This window comes from Brachybacterium timonense, from assembly GCF_900258505.1.
GTDB lineage: Bacteria > Actinomycetota > Actinomycetes > Actinomycetales > Dermabacteraceae > Brachybacterium > Brachybacterium timonense.
In genome coordinates this window covers 938,170-954,674 of sequence record NZ_LT984895.1, presented here as the reverse complement: position 1 = coordinate 954,674, position 16,505 = coordinate 938,170, and the positions used below count along the sequence as shown (strand labels likewise).

Here is a 16,505-nt window from a genome sequence, read left to right as displayed (position 1 = left end):
CAGCGTGCTCTGCCCTGCCTGCAGCGTGACTTCCTACTGTCACTGGCAGCTGAAAGGTGCTATGCCCCACGGTGGAGCACCGCGATCCTGGACGAGCTCGCTTTCCACGAGGCACGCAAGCTCACCGAGCGCGGAAAATCCGAGAACGAGGCACAGCAGGCTGCTGAGCACCTCAGGGTTATTGGCCAAAATGTGTGTATGGCCGGGGCATGTCGTGGCGGGGGCAGGAGTGTGTTCGGCCGGCCCAGCCGTGTTGGATTCCGTTGCCGTCTTCCCAGGAGAAGCTGGTGCCTATGGTGGGGCCGGGGTCCGGGTCGGGAGTGATCGCCGGTCGTGCTGCTGGTGGCGGTTTCCAGTGCTCTTCGCGCGCGAGTGACCAGGGCTCTCGTGGGGTTGCGGTGAGGGAGTCCAGGAGCCATTCCACGGCTCGTCTGGCGTGGTGCTCGGGCATTCCGCGGTGTCGCCGCAGGAGGTCCTTGACGGCCGTGTTCTGAGCGCCTTCCAGGGGTGAGGTCGTCCGGGGCAGCGGCTTGTCGATGTCGGGGGCGAGTTCGAGCCAGGCGAAGAGGTTCTCGTGCTTGATCAGGCCGCGGAACAGGCCCCGAACACTGCGGAGGTCTCGGTGCGTGTACCACCACGGCTTCGCCAATGGCACTGATCGTGGGCGTTCTGTGCCGGTTCGTGCGTAGGTGCGGTGGCGGAGGAACTCGTTCCAGCGTGCTTCCCAGGACGCGTAGGCACCCAGCCAGAGAGCGGCCTGATCGATGTTCTGAATCTTCATGAGCGCCCTGGTCAGTGCCAGGATCTGCCTCCCGGCCTCGAGGCGTGGGGCAAGCGTGGTGTAGCGGCGGACGTTCTGGAAGATGTGGAAGTAGCAGCGTTGGACGCGTGCTTGGGGCCAGTGCTCGTGCACGGCCGCGTGTAGTCCCGTTCCACCGTCTGTGACGACCAGGCGGGGTGCGGGCCAGCGCTGCAGGATCTGAGCCCAGGCGATCTTCTTCTCCCGGTCGCACCACTGCCAGTCCAGGACGTGATGGCCGTTGGTCGCGATCAGCAGGCACCAGTTCTGGAAGTAGGTGCCATCGAGCATGACCACGTCGTGGAGCTCGCCCGTGGGCAGTGGCGGTGGGACCTCGATACGCCAGCACCAGCGCAGACGGCGGCGGAGCGTGCGATCGCTGCCGCCCGAAGTTGGTGGTCTCTCGCCCTTCAGCAGCCAGGCATGGAACCACTCCAGCTCAGCTCGTCGGCTGATGTCGGGACGGTCCAGGACGGTGCTGGAGCCGCAGGAGCGACACCGCCACCTCGTCCGCCCCGCTGAGGTCTTCCCGCTCTTGACCAGGGACTGATCACATACACGACACCGAGGCCGATTACCAGGAGGCGACACCCGACATGCTTCCAAAGCATGTCAACACCCCTAAACCCCCAGGTCAAGGCCGAGAACTAGCCGGATCCATACACACAATCTGGCCTATAACCTGCACCTCATCACCCAGATGTCGACCGCTTTCGATGACGCACTGGTCACGGGCTGGGAGCCACTCGAAGGGACTTTCGGGCTTCCCGATGCCGAGGACGAACACGTCGTTGCAGCAGCAGTAGTGTCCGGCGCAGTAGTGATCGTCACGCAGAACCTCAAGCACTTCCCAGCGGGGAAGCTCCCGGCACCGATTCGGGCCATCCCAGCTCGAGACTTCGCCTACAACACCGTCCGCGCACATCTCGCCCAGTCATGCAGAGCAATCACCGAGATCTGTGACCGCAGCGGCCGACACGGACCGAAGATCACCACGACCGAACTTCTGACCATCCTGGACGAGCGCTACCAGATGCCCCAGGCAGTCGAGCTGCTATCCAAAGCACTGGGTCTGCATGAGGAACTGAACTAGACCGCCCGGCCCCTCGTCGGCCACTGTTCGGGCTGTTCGTAGGGCGCCTCTGTCCCTGTCGGTGCGGTCCACTGCTCATCATCGATCCGAGTGGGCGCCGGGATCGCACGGGGTCTCCTTGTGCACATGGGGCGTGCAGCCTCGCAGCCCGTTGAATGCCGACTACAGCCGGTGCCACACCGCTTGTGACCAATAGTTGAAGTTTGTGGGGCGGCTGCAGAACCCACCGACACGCCGTTACCGACGATCCAGTCCGAGTTGGCCGGCCCGCGTGAAGGCGATCCGGTGCTCGGCACTGACCTCACCCGCGCAGCTGGCGCAGCCTCTGTTCCGTCAGCACGAGTGCGAGAGAGCCCAGGGCGAGTGCGGTCACCGCGGCAAGAGCGAGACCTCCGACAGGAAGGACGGCGAGCGGCGGGAGGACGAGCAGCAGCGCCATCCACAGGCTGTCGCTGTGCCACATGAGCTGCGGGATCACTGAGGCATCACCCTGCGGGGTCGGCATCGGTACAGCGAGCCTCAAGGGCATCGGCCCCTTCGCCGCCGCCCAAGCACGCCCGACGACGAGCGAGGCGACCAGCAGCGGGAGCACGCCGAACGGCGCGAGGGACTGGCCCGCGGCCTGCGCCAGCACGGGCACCGCACCCCCGCTCGCGGCAAGCACGAGCACGAAACAGGGCGCGATCGCATGCCCGAGAAGCTGGGCGCGCACCCCCTGACCGAACAGCACCGGCGAGCCGAGGGTCGCCACGGCGTGACGGATGCCGTCGGTGAAGCCACCGCTGGCGGTCCACAGCACCAACGCCCCGCCTGCCGCCGCAGCCCACCCCGTCGGCCCCGTCATCACCGACGGGAGCATGAGCAGCGCTCCCCCGGCGACGGCGCCGAGCAGTCCGACGAACGATCGCTCCGGGGTGCGCAGCCAGGCGAGCACATCACGGCGTGCGTACACGACGGGCAGCGGCCCCGCCCCGATAACCGGCAGGCGGCGTCCGGTCGTCGGCAGCGCACGAAATGCTGCACCGGCGCCGGTGAGATCCCCACTGGTCGCCATCGTCGCGGCGGCGTCCCAGCGGGCGGCCTGTTCAACGAGCACGCGCCCGGACAGTCGATCCAGCAGCGGCACGCAGGCACACAGACCGGCGAGGCCAGCCACGAGCAGTCCGATCGCCCAGGCCGTGCCCGATCCGGCCGCCCCGGGCCACAGTGCGGTGGGACTGCATCGGAACGGCAACCGAAGTGTCGCGGCAGTGAACGCGAGGATGAAAACCACCGTCGCCCCGCGCGCTGAACTGTGCAGGAGCTGCCCGAGCAGCCACGCGGCCTGCACGAGCAGGGCGGTGCCGAGCGCCGCCACGAGCGACACGACGACGTCGCCTCCTGTCGCGTCCCCGGCGGTCCACAGCGTCGTGCCCAGCAGCGCCGCCAGAGCGAGGAGCAGGCCGGTCGGCAGCAGGAGCGCCCGGAGGAAGGGGCGCAGAAGAGCGGTGCGACGGGGACGCGGCCCCGAGGCGAGGGTGGCGGTGAAGAACGGTGACAAGACGGCTGGTCCGCGTGTCGCGCCGAGAACAACGGCGCCGGCGGCGGCGAGACCGGCGGCGAGCACGCTGAGCGGCGGCGTGCTCTCGTGGCGCAGCAGCTCGAGGACGTCCGGGCGTGCCAGGGCCTGGGCCGCGAGACGCGTGGCCGGCGCGCCAAGCACGCCGGCGCTGAGGAGCACGACGTAGACGAGATAGGCCACATCGAGCCGGCTGCGGGCGCCATCGCGCTGTGCCCAGACCTCGTCGACCGCGGAGAAATCCGCAGGGGTGTGACGGTCGTCGCCGCTCACACGTCCTCCGTCAGGTGCAGCTCGTCATCGGCGAGCTGTTCGAGCACTCGCGGACTGTGGCTGGCGACGATCACCGCGGCCCCGTCGGCCGCGCGGCGAGCGACAGCGTCGATCACGAGTCCGAGCCGATCCGCGTCCAGGCGCTGCTCCGGTTCGTCCAGGAGCAGCACGTCTGCGGGCCGCGCAAGGGTCATCGCGAGAGCGGCGAGCTGCGACTGCCCGGAGGACAGCTCATGCGGATAGCGGGCACCGAGATGGTCCAGAGCGAGCTCAGCCAAAAGGGCGTCGGCCTGTTCGGTCGCCGCAGCGGAACCCGTCCCCCAGGTGGCGGCGATGAACCTCAGATGCTCATGGATCGTGAGGTCACGGGCTGTCTGCGCAGGACCGATCAGCGCCGCGAGCGCCCGACGGAAGCGAGCATCCCGGTCATCGGGCACCAGCCCGTTCACGCGGACGGTGCCGGCAGTGGGCGATTGGATGCCTGCGATCACCCGCAGCAGGGTGGTCTTGCCGCTGCCGTTGGCGCCGGTCAGCGCGAGCACCTGCCCGGCATCGACCGCGCCGCTCGCCTCCAGCAGCAGCACCTGATCGTCGATGAGCACACCGACGCCGTCGAAGGTGACGGCGCGGCGTGCATCCCCCGTCGGCACGCTCCCCTGAACGGACATGATCAGATTCGACCATGCCGCCGACCCCGGGGGCTCCGACGAAGGTCGACAATGCGTGCGCTGTGCTCCGCTGCGTGCGCTTTCCTGCGACCCCGTCGGCAAGGATCATGGGGCCCGCGATATGAATGGCGGATCCGACCAGGGGAGGCACCATGTCCGCTGCCGCTGAGAGCACCGTCGTGCACCGTCGCGTCTGCACGCCGCTCGGCGAGTATCTGCTCGCCGCCGACGACACAGCCCTGCGCGGCGTCTGGCGCACCGGACAGGCGCACGCGCCCGGTGAGGACCGGCTCGGTCCCGCGGCCACCACGCATCCCCTGCTGGATCGGGCGGCCGAGCAGCTGATGGCCTACCTGCACGGCGAGCGCGAGGGCTTCTCCCTGCCACTGCGCCCAGGCGGAACCGCCTTCCAGCAGGCCGTCTGGCGCCAGCTGCAGCTGGTGCCGCGCGGCGTCACGACGACCTATGGCGCGATCGCCCGAGCCCTGCAGCGGCCCCGTGCCGCGCAGGCCGTCGGCGCCGCCGTGGGCCGCAACCCGCTGTCGATCGTGGTGCCCTGTCACCGGGTGCTCGGCGCCGACGGGTCGCTGATCGGGTATGCCGGTGGCCTGGAGACGAAACGGGCGCTGCTGCGCCTCGAGGGGGTTGACCTCCCGGGCTAAGCCTCCGGCGCCCGCACCGGGTCCCGGAGCGACGCACAACCGACAGATTCGACCCTTAGCAGCGGCCCCATGGGACTCGTCATGGGACTCGTCGTGGCACCATGGCCTGGTGAATACGTCCGACCACCCCTTCTCGATCTCTGCCGCCCCCCGCTATGCAGGGATGGCCTCCTCCCCGCTCAAGGACATCTTCGCCCTGGCCGCACGGCCCGGCGTGGTCTCCTTCGCCGGAGGGATCCCGGATCCGGAGCTGTTCGACCTCGAGACGGTGCGCGAGTGCTTCGAGTGGGTGCTGAAGAATCAGGGGACGAGAGCCCTGCAATACGGGGTGAGTGAGGGCGAGACGGAACTGCGGGAGCAGGCCGCGCGGCGGCTGTGCCGAGATCTGCCGACGGACACCTCCCACATCCAGGTGACCTCCGGTTCCCAGGAAGGCTTGTTCGTCATCGCCCAAGCGCTGCTGTCGCCCGGTGACACGGTGCTCGTCGAATCCCCCACCTACCTGGCGGCCGTGCAGGCGTTCACCGTTCACGGCGCTCGTATCGTCGGGGTCCAGACCGATGAGGACGGCATGGTTCCCGACGCCCTTGCCGAGGCGATCGCCGAGCATTCACCCCGCTTCGTGTACCTCATCCCGACATTCCAGAACCCGACGGGTCGGACCATGCCGGCTGAGCGTCGCCGCGCCGTCGCCGCCGTTCTGCAGTCAACCGGAACGCTGCTCGTGGAAGATGACCCCTACGGCGAGCTGTCCTTCTCCGGGGAACGTTTCACACCGATCGCGGCACTGCCCGGGATGGGGACACGCACCCTGCTGCTGAACTCCATGAGCAAACTGATGAGCCCCGGGGTGCGGATCGGGTGGATCCGCGCCGAAGGATCGATCCGGAGCACGCTCGCCGTCGCCAAAGCAGCGATCTCCATGCAGTCCTCCGTGGTCGACCAGCTGGCAGTCGCCCGCTACCTCGCCACCGCGGATCTCGAGGCGCATGTCGAACGCGTCGGATCGGTCTACCAGGAGCGGCGCGACGCCCTGCATTCGGCGCTGCGGCCACTGCTGCCCGAGGACGCCGATCTGACGTGCCCAGCGGGCGGTATGTTCCTGTGGGCAGCCCCAGGCAATGGGCTGGATGCCCAGGCGATGCTCTCTGACGCGGTCGAGGCCGGTGTCGCATACCTTCCCGGCTGGTCCTTCTACGCGGAGGACCCGGACCTGTCGTCGATGCGCCTCAGTTTCGTCACCCACTCCCCCGCTGTGATCGAGGATGCCGTCGGACGACTCGCCCCCGTGCTCGATCGGCACCTGGCGGGCTGATCAGGCCCGTCGGCCACCGCCGGAAGGACGCACGCGCGGCAGCACGCGCGCCAGCCAGGTCCCGCCGCCCAGGCACATCGCGCCGGTGACGGCACCAGCCACGGCTATCGGCGCCACCGCCGTGATCGCAGTGACCATCAGCGGTGCCACGAAGTTTCCGCCACCCAGCAGCGTGTTCCACCAGGCGAGGTAGCGGGTCCGCTCATGCACCGGGGAGACGTCGATACCCAGTGTCATCACGATCCCGGAGCCCAGCCCGTTGCCCAGCGCGATCACCAGGCAGGGCACGAGCAACGCGGTGATCACCGCGGCACGACCCTCATGGCCGACCAGCACGGGCATCACCGCGAGCAGAACGTATCCGAGCCCGAGGACCAGCGAGCACGGCACCGCCACCGCCGCGCGGCCGCGTTTGTCCATGAGCGTTCCGGCGGGGACGACGAGGGCGATCTCCACGACTGCGCTCACACCGAAGATCACCGACACCCAGAAGGCATTCACTCCCATCGCTCCCGCCATCAGCGGGACGATGACGGGCCGGTTCACGCGTGCGGCCATCACCGGGGCGATGCCAAGGCCCACGCTCAGCATGCGGGCGAGCACGCCCCGCGTCAGGCGCCGACGGGCCGGCGTTCGCGGTGAGCGCCGACGCTGCCCTGCTGCCGCAGGCCCGCGCCGCTCACCGGCTGGGAGGAACACGGCGACCAGTGCGGTCGCAGCCGCGGTCATCACGGCCTGCAGGCCGAACACCCAGGTGTCATGGCCCAGGCCGATCACACCCGCACCCAGCAACGGACCGATGATCTGGCCGATCCGGACGGTGCCACCGAACAGGGTCATGCCGCGGGCACGCATCGACGGCGGCAGCGCAGAGCCGAGGTACGCCTGCCGACCAAGCTTCCACACCTGAGTGTTCGCGCCCATCACGACCAGGGCGCCGATGAGAGCGAGCCGGTGCAGGTGCTCGACACCGTCGCGCAGCCCATCGTTGATGACCAGCATCGCCGCGACCCCGGCCACGACCAGCACGGTGCCGGTCAGCACCAGGGAGCGCCGCGCGCCGAAGCGGTCGATGACGCGGCTCGCGGGGATCGGCCCGAGGAACGAGAACGCACCGAAGACCGTCGTGAGTGCCGCCGCGGCAGGCACACTGAAGCCGAGGTCGAGGGCCAGCAGCGGGATGACCGGCAGCAGCGCTGCGTCCCCGGAGAACGCCAGCAGGCTCGGCAGGTACACCGACGGTACGAGGGAACGCATCACCTGCGCTGTGCTGCGCGGTGCATGCACCTCGCTCACGCGGCGGCGGGTCCGCGGCCGCCGCTGAAGCGGGCATCTACGTGCGCGGCGATCGTGTTGTCTTCGCCCCGTCGGGCGAGCTGTTCATCGACCCCTGCCGCCACGGCTTGCGCAGCCCAACGGATCGACCAAGCGTGCAGGTGAGCGGCACCGTCGGCGGAGGCGAGCCAGCCGGGAGTAGGAGCTGGCACTTGAGGCCCGCAGCTGGGCGCCCAGGCGCCGGTGGCGGCGGCGAGTGCAAGCAGAGCGATCTCCCAGCCGATGGCGGCGTATCCCGGCCCGTACTCCTCGAAGCGTTCGCGCGGCATCAGCACAGTGTGTCGAAGCCGCAGCAAGGTGGTGCCGTCATCCTCGGGATCCAAGCGGATCAGCAGCGGATCGACCGCATCACCGACTTCCCAGGTCAGGGAGAGTTTGTGGGGCGCCTCGACCTCGAGCACCCGGCCTGAGGCGCCGCGCGTGGTGCGGAAACGGCCACCTTCGCTGAGGTCGCCCTCAACCTGCCCGTACCAGCTGGCGAGCTGCCGGTTCTCGGTGAGCATCGGCCAGACTCTCGCGGGTGCGGCGTCCAGATGGGTGCTGAGCGTGATGGCGATACGGACATGCTCGCCCAGATCCTCGATCTCGAGGCTCCGGCGGGTAGCGTCAACCACCGTGAGCGACTCGGTGTCGGTCATGGTCTCCTCGCGGGACGTGCGGCTCCGACCCGGCGGCGCCCCGCGTGATCGGACGTGAGAAGGGTAGCTCAGGCAGCCTCTGTGCGCCATGGCGACCAGCCATGGACCTGGGCCGTAGCATGGACGCCGTGACTGACAACGGAAACGAGACCCCGTCCCGCCGCGCCGGCCACCTCTTCGATCTTGATGGCGTGATCACCCCGACCGCGATCGTCCATATGAAGGCCTGGGAGCGGATGTTCACCGACTTCCTCACCTCGCGCGGCGTCAGCGAGCCCTACACAGACGCCGACTACTTCGCGCACGTCGACGGTAAGCCGCGCTATGACGGTGTGCGCACCTTCCTGCAGTCCCGCGGCATCGACCTGCCCGAGGGCGCCGACGATGACCCGAGCGATCAGGCTGAGGGTGCCGAGACCGTACGCGGTCTGGGCAACCGGAAGAACGATCTGGTGCTCGACCTGATCCGTGCCGACGGCGTCGCCCCCTACCCGGGCACGGTCGCTTACCTCGATTCCCTGGAGCCGACCGCCCGCCTGGCGGTGGTGAGCTCCTCCCGCAACGCCGAGGAGGTGCTGCGCAGCGCTGGGCTGCGTGACCGCTTCGAGTTCGTGGTCGACGGGAACGTGGCTGCCGCGGAGTCTCTTCCGGGCAAGCCCGCCCCCGACACGTTCCTGCACGCCGCGCGACTGCTGGGTGTCGATCCCGCCGATGCCGTCGTGTACGAGGACGCGGTCTCCGGTGTGGCCGCCGGTGCCGCGGGGGGCTTCGCCGAGGTCGTCGGCGTGGATCGCGGCGCAGGCGAAGAGGCGCTGCGTGAGCGCGGCGCGAGCATTGTGGTGACGGATCTGGAGGAGCTGCTGTGACCCGACTGCGCGAGGTCCCCGCCGATCCGGTGGACCGCATCCATCTGCCGGTGGACGAGTGGCGTCTGGTGGAGGCGCGCCCCGGCGCTCCGCTGGGGCTGCTCGAGACGCTGTTCACGACCGCCAATGGTTACCTGGGCATGCGCGGCACCCCCGAGGAGGGGCGCGCCGTGGATCGCCACGGCACGTTCCTCAACGGCTTCCACGAGACGTGGCGGATCAACCACGCCGAATCCGCTTTCGGCTTCGCCCGCACTGGCCAGACCATGGTGAACGTCCCCGACTCCAGCGTCATGAAGCTGTATGTCGACGATGAGCCGCTGCTGACCGATATCGCAGACCTGGTCGAGTACGAGCGCTCGCTCGACTTCCGTGACGGCGTGCTGCGTCGCGATCTCGTCTGGCGCACGCCCGCCGGGAAGCGGCTGCGTGTGCGGACCGAGCGGATGGTGTCCTTCACCCAGCGTCACCTGGCACTGATGAGCATGGAGATCACCATGCTCGATGGCACCGCACCCATTGCCGTGTCCTCCCAGGTGATCAACCGTGAGGACATCCCGGAGGATCTTGGCCACCATGCCACCGGCCCGGTGACCGACAAGGCTGATCCGCGCCAGACCACACAGTTCACCCACCGTGTGCTCGAACCGCAGCAGCATTGGCACAGTGACCGCCGCATGCTGCTGGGGTACAAGGTGGCGAATTCGGGCATGACCCTCGGTATCGGTGCTGAGCACGCGGTGCAGGCCGGCGACGGCGTCGAGGTCGAGAACCTCATCGACACCACGGAGGACCTGGGCCGCCACGTGTTCCGCTTCACGCTGGAGGAAGGCCAATCGGTGCTGATCCGCAAGGCGGTGGCCTACCACTCCTCGCGATCTGTGCCGCACCGGGAACTGTTCGATCGCTGCCGCCGCACCCTGGACCGCGTACGCCAGGAGGGCTACGACGCCCAGCTCACGGACCAGAAAGAGTTCCTGGAGGCCTTCTGGGAGCGCACCGACGTGCAGCTGCCGGGCCGCCCTGCTCAGCAGCAGGCGATCCGCTGGTGCCTGTTCCAGATCGCCCAGGCGGCCGCACGGGCCGACGGTTGGGGCATCCCCGCCAAGGGCGTGACCGGTTCCGGCTATGAGGGGCACTACTTCTGGGACTCGGAGATCTACGTTGTCCCGTTGCTGATCTTCACCTCCCCGGACTGGGCACGCAACGCGTTGCGCTTCCGCTCGAATCTGTTGCCGAAGGCACGTGAACGGGCCCGCGAGCTGAACCAGCGCGGCGCACTGTTCCCGTGGCGCACGATCAACGGCGACGAGGCCTCCGCCTACTACGCGGCAGGCACGGCGCAGTACCACATCGATGCGGACATCTCGTACGCCTTCAGCACCTATGCCGATATCGCTGGCGATCTCGAGTTCCATCACCGCGACGGTGTTCGGGTGCTGGTGGAGACCGCCCGGATGTGGGCGGATCTGGGCTTCTGGCGGGTTACGGCCGATGGTGACTCGAGCTTCGAGATCCACGGAGTGACCGGCCCCGACGAGTACACGACGGTGGTGAACAACAACCTGTACACCAACGTCATGGCGCGCAACAATCTCCGCCGCGCCGCCCAGGCCGTGCGTGAGCTCGAACAGGCGGACCCAGCCGCCTACGAGCTGCTGGTCGGGGAGCTTGAGCTCGACCCGGGCGAGCTGGACCAGTGGGAGTCCTGCGCCGACGGTATGCGTGTGGGAAAGGATCCGTCGCTCGGGATCCACCTGCAGGAGGACCGCTTCCTCGAGCGCGAGCTGTGGGACCTCTCCCGCACCCCCGACGAGACATTCCCCCTGCTGCTGCACTACCACCCGCTGGTGATCTACCGCTTCCAGGTGCTCAAACAGGCGGATGTGGTGCTCGCACAGTTCCTGCGCGGCAGCGAATTCACGGCCGAAGAGAAGCGTCGCGATTTCGAGTACTACGACCCGCTGACCACCGGAGACTCCTCGCTCTCGGCCGTGGTGCAGTCGATCATGGCCGCCGAAGTGGGCCACCAGAAGGCCGCGATGGACTACTTCCAGGCGGGCCTGTTCGTCGACCTGGGCGATCTTCACCACAACTCTTCCGATGGCGTGCACATCGCCTCGGCGGGTGGCGTGTGGACGGCTCTGGTGGCGGGCTTCGGCGGTATGCGGCACGAGCACGGTGAGGTGTCCTTCGACCCGCGCCTGCCGGAAGACTGGCCTGAGCTGTCCTTCCCGCTCACGGTGCGTGGCAGCCGTTTCCGGGTACGTCTGGTGCGCGATGCGATCACCTTCACCCTGGAGGAGGGCGAGGAGCTCGAGGTCTCGGTGCGCGGCGAGAAGGTCGTTGTCACTGCGCAGGGCACCACGGTGGCGTTGGCAGATCAGGGTCCTGTGCTGGATGATGCCGTGCTGCGTCACCCCCGTAGCGCTGGCGATGAACGGGCCGACGGCTCGATCATCACCCCGTCGGTCCCGACCGATCCTGACTCCCCGTGGGAGTTCCCCGTACCATCCGACGGCGGCGCCGATTCCGACGCCGACCCGTCCTCGACCTCGAAGGAGACTCGGTGAGCACAGCCGCCGCTTCCCGCCCCGTCCTCGTTGACCAGCTGCCCTGGAGCACGTCCCGCTCCCGCGGCGCCGGCATCGCCCGCGATGCTCTGCTCGTCCTCGGCGGCACGCTCGCTCTGACGCTCATCAGCCAGGTGGCCGTGCCGCTGCCGTTCACGCCCGTGCCGCTGACGCTGGGCACGTTCGGGGCACTGCTGGTCGGTGCGGGGCTGGGCCCGATTCGTGGCACCGCCTCCGTGGGGCTGTACGCCCTGCTCGCAGCGTTCGGCGCACCGGTCCTGGCCGGTTGGTCCTCCACGGGGGTGGCAACGGCCAGCTTCGGCTACGTGATCGGGTACGTGCTCGCTGGGTGGGCGCTGGGCTGGGCGGCCCGACGTGGCGCTGATCGGCGTGTGCTGACCACCGCTCTCGCCGCGATCTGCGCGACGGTGCTGGTGTACCTCGCAGGCGTGCCGTGGCTGATGCTCATGACCGGTGCAGACCTTCCGCAGGCACTGGTGCAGGGCGTCGTACCGTTCCTGCCTGGTGATGCGATCAAGGCCGTGGCCGCCGCGGCGCTGCTGCCCGCCACCTGGCGTCTCGTGCGACCGGAGGATGCCTCGCAGTGAGTCCGCGTCCAGGCGGCGGTTCGCGCACCGTGCAGATCGCGCGACCGCGCCTGAGCGTGCTGCATGTGCTGGATCGCGTGCGGGTCCGCATGCTGGACATCCAGGTGTGGGATGTGGCCGGCACGATGACGTTCTACACACTGCTATCGATGCTGCCGGCCGCAGTGGCTGCTGTCTCCGCCGTGTCGATGCTGGGGCTGCAGGAGCAGACGGTTCACGCCTTCTCCTCGCTGTTCGTCGAGATCTTCCCGACGGTCGACCCACGCCCCTACGAGGCGACGATCCTGGCGTTCGCCCGTACCGAGGGCGGGCCACTGTGGTTGGCGATCGGCGGCCTGGGGTCGCTGCTGAGCGCATCGAACGGCGTCGCGGCTTTCCACCGTGCCCTGCATCGGGTGTACGACACGCGCGAGGGCCGCCCCTTCCTGTGGTTCCGCACGATCGTGTTGGCCGAAACAGCTGTGATCATGGCGGTGGCGCTGCTGAGCGTGGGCATGGTGGTGCTGGGGGGCGAGGCCTCACAGCGCCTGGGCGCTCTCGTGGGGGTCCCCCGGTTTGCTTTCGACGCCTGGAATCTGGTGAAGTGGCCGATCCTGCTGATGATCTTCACGATCGTGGTGTCACTGGCCTACTACCTGTTCCCGAATGTGCGTCTGCCGCGCTACCGGGTGATCACGCTCGGCTCCGCACTGTCGGTGCTGGTGCTGTTCGTCTCCGCCTTGCTCGTGGGGAGGCTCGCGGCCTATGCGACGCGGTTCACCGAGGTGCTCACCGCGCTGAACGGTCTGATCGGCCTGCTGATGCTGATCTGGCTGGCGAACATCGTGATCGTGGGCGGTGCGGCGCTGGATGCCGAGTTCCTGCGCGCCCGCCAGATCGCACGCGGCGTGCCGGCGTGGGACCATATCGATCTTGAGCCGCAGGCGACGCACGCACTCGACTATCTGGCCCGCACCTCGCAGGAGAATGAGCGCGTGGGCCGCGAGGTGGCAGAGGCCAACCTCAGCGGGAGGCCGTTGCATCGCCGACGCGGCCTGCGCATCGTTGACGCCGCCAACCCGCTGGCGGTCAACCCTTCGCGCCGCGCACCGTCGTCGTCCCCATCTGAATCCTCTGGAGAGCACTGACCATGTCCGTCCGCCCGATCACGATCATCGGCCACCGCGCTCTGGAGCGCCCGACCCGGAAGGTCCGCGAGATCACCGACGATATCCGCACGCTGGTCGCGGACATGATCGAGACCTGCGACGCCGCGCACGGTGCAGGGCTCGCCGCCACCCAGGTGGGAGCCCGGTGGCGCCTGTTCGTGTACTCGTGCACCGACGGCGAGGAACAGATGCGTCGCGGCGTGGTGATCAACCCGGTCCTGGAGCGCTTCGGTCCCCTCGAGCTGCTCGACAACGTTCAAGAAGGCTGCCTGTCGCTGCCCGGTGAGGGTTTCCCAACAGCACGGCACCGGGGCGCGCGGGTACGCGGCATCGACCTCGAGGGCCACGACGTCGTGGTCGAGGACGAGGGCGGGGTGCTGGCACGGTGCCTCCAGCACGAGGTCGATCACCTTGACGGGAAGCTCTACATCGACCGGCTCTCCCCGGCGATGAAGCGCGAGGCCCTGGATGCGGTCACGGCACGCGGATGGCGTGCGCGCGGCGTGCTGTCGTGGGATCCGCGACAGATGGACGCCGACGAGGTCTGAAGACCGCCCCTTCGCACAAAGCGCCACCTATCCTGAGGTCATGGAACGACCCTGTCTGTCTCGCCGCCGCGCCCTGGGCATGGTGCCTCTGACCGCTGCCGGTATGGGTGCTCTCGCTGCCTGTGGCCCCGAGGATGAGGGCTTTGGTGACGCGAACCCGGTGCGCGCCGAGGACGGCGCGATCTCGTTGGACGATGTGCCGGAGAACCAGACCACGCTGGTGAACTTCGGGGGCCAGCAGCCGTTCGTCGCCCTCGTGCGCGGCACGGGCGAGGACATCACGGCATTCTCCGGCTACTGCACGCATAACGGCTGTGCGCTGGCGAAGGAGCAGGACGAGCTGCACTGCCCCTGCCACGGTTCCGGCTTCGACCCGTCCACCGGTGAGGTGCTGCGCGGGCCGGCCTCGACCCATCTGCCGACGGTTCCGATCGTGGTGGAGAACAACACTGTGCGCCGTGACCGCTGAACAGCCCGACCTCGCAGAAGGCTCGATCACGCCCGGCGCCGACCCGTCGACGCCGCGTCGGCGTGAGGTTGTCTCCTTCGTGCGCCGCGGCGCTCGGCTCACCACGAGCCGACGACGGGCCTGGGACCGCTGGGCGGAGGACTACGTGCTCGATGTGCCCCGGGGCGAGCGCGACACCGTGCCCGCCGACGGGGAGCGCATCGACCCCGACGTGGTGTTCGGGCGCCGAGCGCCGCTGGTGGTCGAGATCGGCAGCGGACAGGGCGAGAACATCGCCGCCGCAGCCGCCGCGCATCCCGAACGCGATCATCTGGCCTGCGAGGTGTACGTACCGGGCATCGCGGAAACGCTGGATCGGATCCAGCGTGCGGGTGGACCGCGCAACGTGCGCATCCTGCCGCTCGACGCGCAACGGGCACTACCGGCACTGCTGCCCCCCGCGTCGATCGACGAACTGTGGGTTTTCTTCCCTGATCCGTGGCATAAGACGAAGCATCACAAGCGCCGTCTGGTGAACCCTCCGCTGCTGGACGCTGTTTTGCCGCTCCTGAAGCCCGGTGCCGTTCTGCGTCTGGCCACGGACTGGGCGCAGTACGCCAGCCACATGCGTCAGGTGCTCGATGCCGAGCCGCGTCTGCACTCGCTCGCGCCCCATGGTCCACGCCCGGCCGGAACCGCCTCGGACCCGCTCCCGGAGGAGCTTCCGCTCACGGGCTGGGCCCCACGCTTCGACGGGCGCGTGCGCACGAGCTTCGAGCGCAAAGCCCATAACGCAGGGAGGCTGGTCTGGGACCTCGCCTACACGTATGCTCCCGAACGTCTGGTCGGGGCAGTGCAGCCCGCGCCGGGTCTCGTCTCGAGCACCCCCATACCCCGCACCGATGATGCCCCGCAGGAAAGCGAGAACTCATGAACGCCGACGACCTGGACATGCCCGGTGAGTGGGATGACAGTGGTGAGCCCGACCATCGCGAGCGTCGTGGACGTCGCCGTGCGCTGATCGGCCTCGCGGTGATCGGCGCTCTTGTCGCGGGTGTCGCGATCGTGATCGGGCTGTATGCGAAGTCGTTGGATGACTCCTATCAGAAGCGCACGGTGGTGACGATCAACCGTGGCGCGTCCGACGGGGAGAAACCCGCCGAGGGACGCGGCCGCAACTTCCTGCTGCTCGGCTCGGACCGTCGTTCTCCCGAGGAGGCGAAGGCCAGCGGCATCGTGGGTCAGCGCTCGGACGTGATGATGCTCGTGCACGTGGCTGAGGACAACCAGAACGTGTACGTGACGTCCTTCCCGCGCGACCTGTACATCGACATCCCCGGGCACGGTAAGGACCGCATCAATGCGGCGCTCGCCTACGGCGGCGTGAGCCTAGCAGTCACCACGGTGGAGAACTACACCGGCGTGCCTATTGATCATGTGGCCCTGATTGATTTTGAGGGGATCAAGGGCCTGGTGGACACGCTCGGCGGCGTCGACGTGACGGTGCCACGCGACTTCACCGCAAGCGGCAAGACGTTCACCAAGGGCACTCAGCACATGGACGGTGAGGAAGCCCTGGTCTTCGTGCGCGCACGCAAGCAGTTTGCCGACGGCGACTTCCAGCGCAACCGCAATCAGCAGGCGGTGCTCAAGGGCATCATCGCGAAGCTGCTCAGCCGCGACACGCTCAGCAACCCGCTCACGCTGCGTGACACGATCGACTCGGTCTCTCCGTACCTGACCACCGACGACGGGCTCAGTTCGTCGGCGATGGTGGATCTGGGCCTTTCCCTGCGATCAGTGCGCTCGGACGACATCTACTGGATGTCGGTGCCGCACGGGGAACCGACCACCACCAAGGGCGGGGCGAGCGTGATCGCCACCGATGAGCCGGGCATGGACGTGCTCCGCCAAGCCCTGCGTGAAGACGACATGGGCACCTATTACGCTGAGAACGCGGGCAAGTACTAGCC

General features: G+C 68.4%; 16 protein-coding genes. 11 read left to right on the top strand and 5 right to left on the bottom strand.

Going from position 1 to position 16,505, the window contains the following annotated elements:
• Positions 1-178: 178 nt before the first annotated feature.
• Positions 179-1,390: an IS1249 family transposase gene (locus C8271_RS04060; RefSeq protein WP_106506215.1), complete on the bottom strand. Its 1,212-nt coding sequence runs from the start codon at positions 1,388-1,390 to the stop codon at positions 179-181.
• Between the two features lie 109 nt (positions 1,391-1,499).
• Between C8271_RS04060 and C8271_RS13940 the strand changes: the two genes are divergently transcribed.
• Positions 1,500-1,892, top strand: coding sequence for a hypothetical protein (locus tag C8271_RS13940; protein WP_212591321.1), 393 nt, complete (start codon positions 1,500-1,502; stop codon positions 1,890-1,892).
• Between the two features lie 301 nt (positions 1,893-2,193).
• On the opposite strand, the gene C8271_RS04050 is transcribed toward C8271_RS13940, so the two are convergent.
• A complete protein-coding gene (locus C8271_RS04050) occupies positions 2,194-3,723 on the bottom strand; it encodes a hypothetical protein (RefSeq protein WP_106506214.1) in 1,530 nt (509 codons plus the stop codon).
• Positions 3,720-4,391 (bottom strand): ABC transporter ATP-binding protein, encoded by a 672-nt coding sequence (locus C8271_RS04045; RefSeq protein WP_106506213.1) that lies wholly within the window; start codon positions 4,389-4,391, stop codon positions 3,720-3,722. Before C8271_RS04045 ends, C8271_RS04050 begins: the two co-directional genes overlap by 4 nt.
• 152 nt (positions 4,392-4,543) lie before the next feature.
• Here C8271_RS04045 and C8271_RS04040 point away from each other — a divergent pair, with 152 nt between their 5' ends.
• Positions 4,544-5,053 carry a methylated-DNA--[protein]-cysteine S-methyltransferase gene (locus tag C8271_RS04040; RefSeq protein WP_106507874.1) on the top strand — a complete coding sequence of 170 codons (510 nt, stop codon included), beginning with the start codon at positions 4,544-4,546 and terminating at the stop codon, positions 5,051-5,053.
• A 109-nt stretch (positions 5,054-5,162) separates the two neighbouring features.
• Positions 5,163-6,368, top strand: coding sequence for an aminotransferase-like domain-containing protein (locus C8271_RS04035; RefSeq protein WP_342751935.1), 1,206 nt, complete (start codon positions 5,163-5,165; stop codon positions 6,366-6,368).
• Here C8271_RS04035 and C8271_RS04030 read toward each other — a convergent pair whose 3' ends face one another.
• Positions 6,369-7,664, bottom strand: coding sequence for an MFS transporter (locus tag C8271_RS04030; RefSeq protein ID WP_245920872.1), 1,296 nt, complete (start codon positions 7,662-7,664; stop codon positions 6,369-6,371). It abuts the gene before it with no gap.
• A complete protein-coding gene (locus C8271_RS04025) occupies positions 7,661-8,341 on the bottom strand; it encodes an SRPBCC domain-containing protein (RefSeq protein ID WP_106506211.1) in 681 nt (226 codons plus the stop codon). Before C8271_RS04025 ends, C8271_RS04030 begins: the two co-directional genes overlap by 4 nt.
• A 128-nt stretch (positions 8,342-8,469) precedes the next feature.
• Between C8271_RS04025 and C8271_RS04020 the strand changes: the two genes are divergently transcribed.
• Genes C8271_RS04020 through C8271_RS03985 form a run of 8 tightly spaced genes read left to right on the top strand, consistent with a single transcriptional unit; the run spans position 8,470 to position 16,503 of the window.
• Positions 8,470-9,207: an HAD family hydrolase gene (locus C8271_RS04020; protein ID WP_245920870.1), complete on the top strand. Its 738-nt coding sequence runs from the start codon at positions 8,470-8,472 to the stop codon at positions 9,205-9,207.
• Positions 9,204-11,780 carry a glycoside hydrolase family 65 protein gene (locus tag C8271_RS04015; protein WP_106506209.1) on the top strand — a complete coding sequence of 859 codons (2,577 nt, stop codon included), beginning with the start codon at positions 9,204-9,206 and terminating at the stop codon, positions 11,778-11,780. Before C8271_RS04020 ends, C8271_RS04015 begins: the two co-directional genes overlap by 4 nt.
• Positions 11,777-12,388 carry a biotin transporter BioY gene (locus C8271_RS04010; RefSeq protein WP_106506208.1) on the top strand — a complete coding sequence of 204 codons (612 nt, stop codon included), beginning with the start codon at positions 11,777-11,779 and terminating at the stop codon, positions 12,386-12,388. The genes C8271_RS04015 and C8271_RS04010 overlap by 4 nt, the downstream gene beginning before the upstream one ends.
• Entirely contained in the window at positions 12,385-13,515 is a 1,131-nt protein-coding gene (locus tag C8271_RS04005; RefSeq protein WP_245920868.1) for a YihY/virulence factor BrkB family protein, read from the top strand. Before C8271_RS04010 ends, C8271_RS04005 begins: the two co-directional genes overlap by 4 nt.
• Positions 13,516-13,517: 2 nt before the next feature.
• Positions 13,518-14,084 carry a peptide deformylase gene (gene def / locus C8271_RS04000; RefSeq protein WP_106506207.1) on the top strand — a complete coding sequence of 189 codons (567 nt, stop codon included), beginning with the start codon at positions 13,518-13,520 and terminating at the stop codon, positions 14,082-14,084.
• 40 nt (positions 14,085-14,124) lie between these two features.
• The gene (locus tag C8271_RS03995) at positions 14,125-14,553 is read left to right on the top strand and encodes a Rieske (2Fe-2S) protein (RefSeq protein ID WP_106506206.1); all 429 of its coding nucleotides are present in this window, start codon (positions 14,125-14,127) and stop codon (positions 14,551-14,553) included.
• Complete coding sequence (trmB, locus tag C8271_RS03990) at positions 14,543-15,466, top strand: tRNA (guanosine(46)-N7)-methyltransferase TrmB (RefSeq protein ID WP_245920866.1); 924 nt, start codon at positions 14,543-14,545, stop codon at positions 15,464-15,466. The genes C8271_RS03995 and trmB overlap by 11 nt, the downstream gene beginning before the upstream one ends.
• Positions 15,463-16,503: an LCP family protein gene (locus C8271_RS03985; protein ID WP_106506205.1), complete on the top strand. Its 1,041-nt coding sequence runs from the start codon at positions 15,463-15,465 to the stop codon at positions 16,501-16,503. The genes trmB and C8271_RS03985 overlap by 4 nt, the downstream gene beginning before the upstream one ends.
• The last annotated feature ends 2 nt before the right edge of the window (positions 16,504-16,505 follow it).

What these genes read in the sequence shown, in the direction of transcription:
- C8271_RS03995 (WP_106506206.1), top strand. Translation starts at nt 14,125, where the DNA reads ATGGAACGACCCTGTCTGTCTCGCCGCCGCGCCCTGGGCATGGTGCCT.
- C8271_RS04025 (WP_106506211.1), bottom strand. Translation starts at nt 8,341, where the DNA reads ATGACCGACACCGAGTCGCTCACGGTGGTTGACGCTACCCGCCGGAGC.
- C8271_RS03985 (WP_106506205.1), top strand. Translation starts at nt 15,463, where the DNA reads ATGAACGCCGACGACCTGGACATGCCCGGTGAGTGGGATGACAGTGGT.
- C8271_RS04040 (WP_106507874.1), top strand. Translation starts at nt 4,544, where the DNA reads ATGTCCGCTGCCGCTGAGAGCACCGTCGTGCACCGTCGCGTCTGCACG.
- C8271_RS13940 (WP_212591321.1), top strand. Translation starts at nt 1,500, where the DNA reads ATGTCGACCGCTTTCGATGACGCACTGGTCACGGGCTGGGAGCCACTC.
- C8271_RS04045 (WP_106506213.1), bottom strand. Translation starts at nt 4,391, where the DNA reads ATGTCCGTTCAGGGGAGCGTGCCGACGGGGGATGCACGCCGCGCCGTC.
- def (WP_106506207.1), top strand. Translation starts at nt 13,518, where the DNA reads ATGTCCGTCCGCCCGATCACGATCATCGGCCACCGCGCTCTGGAGCGC.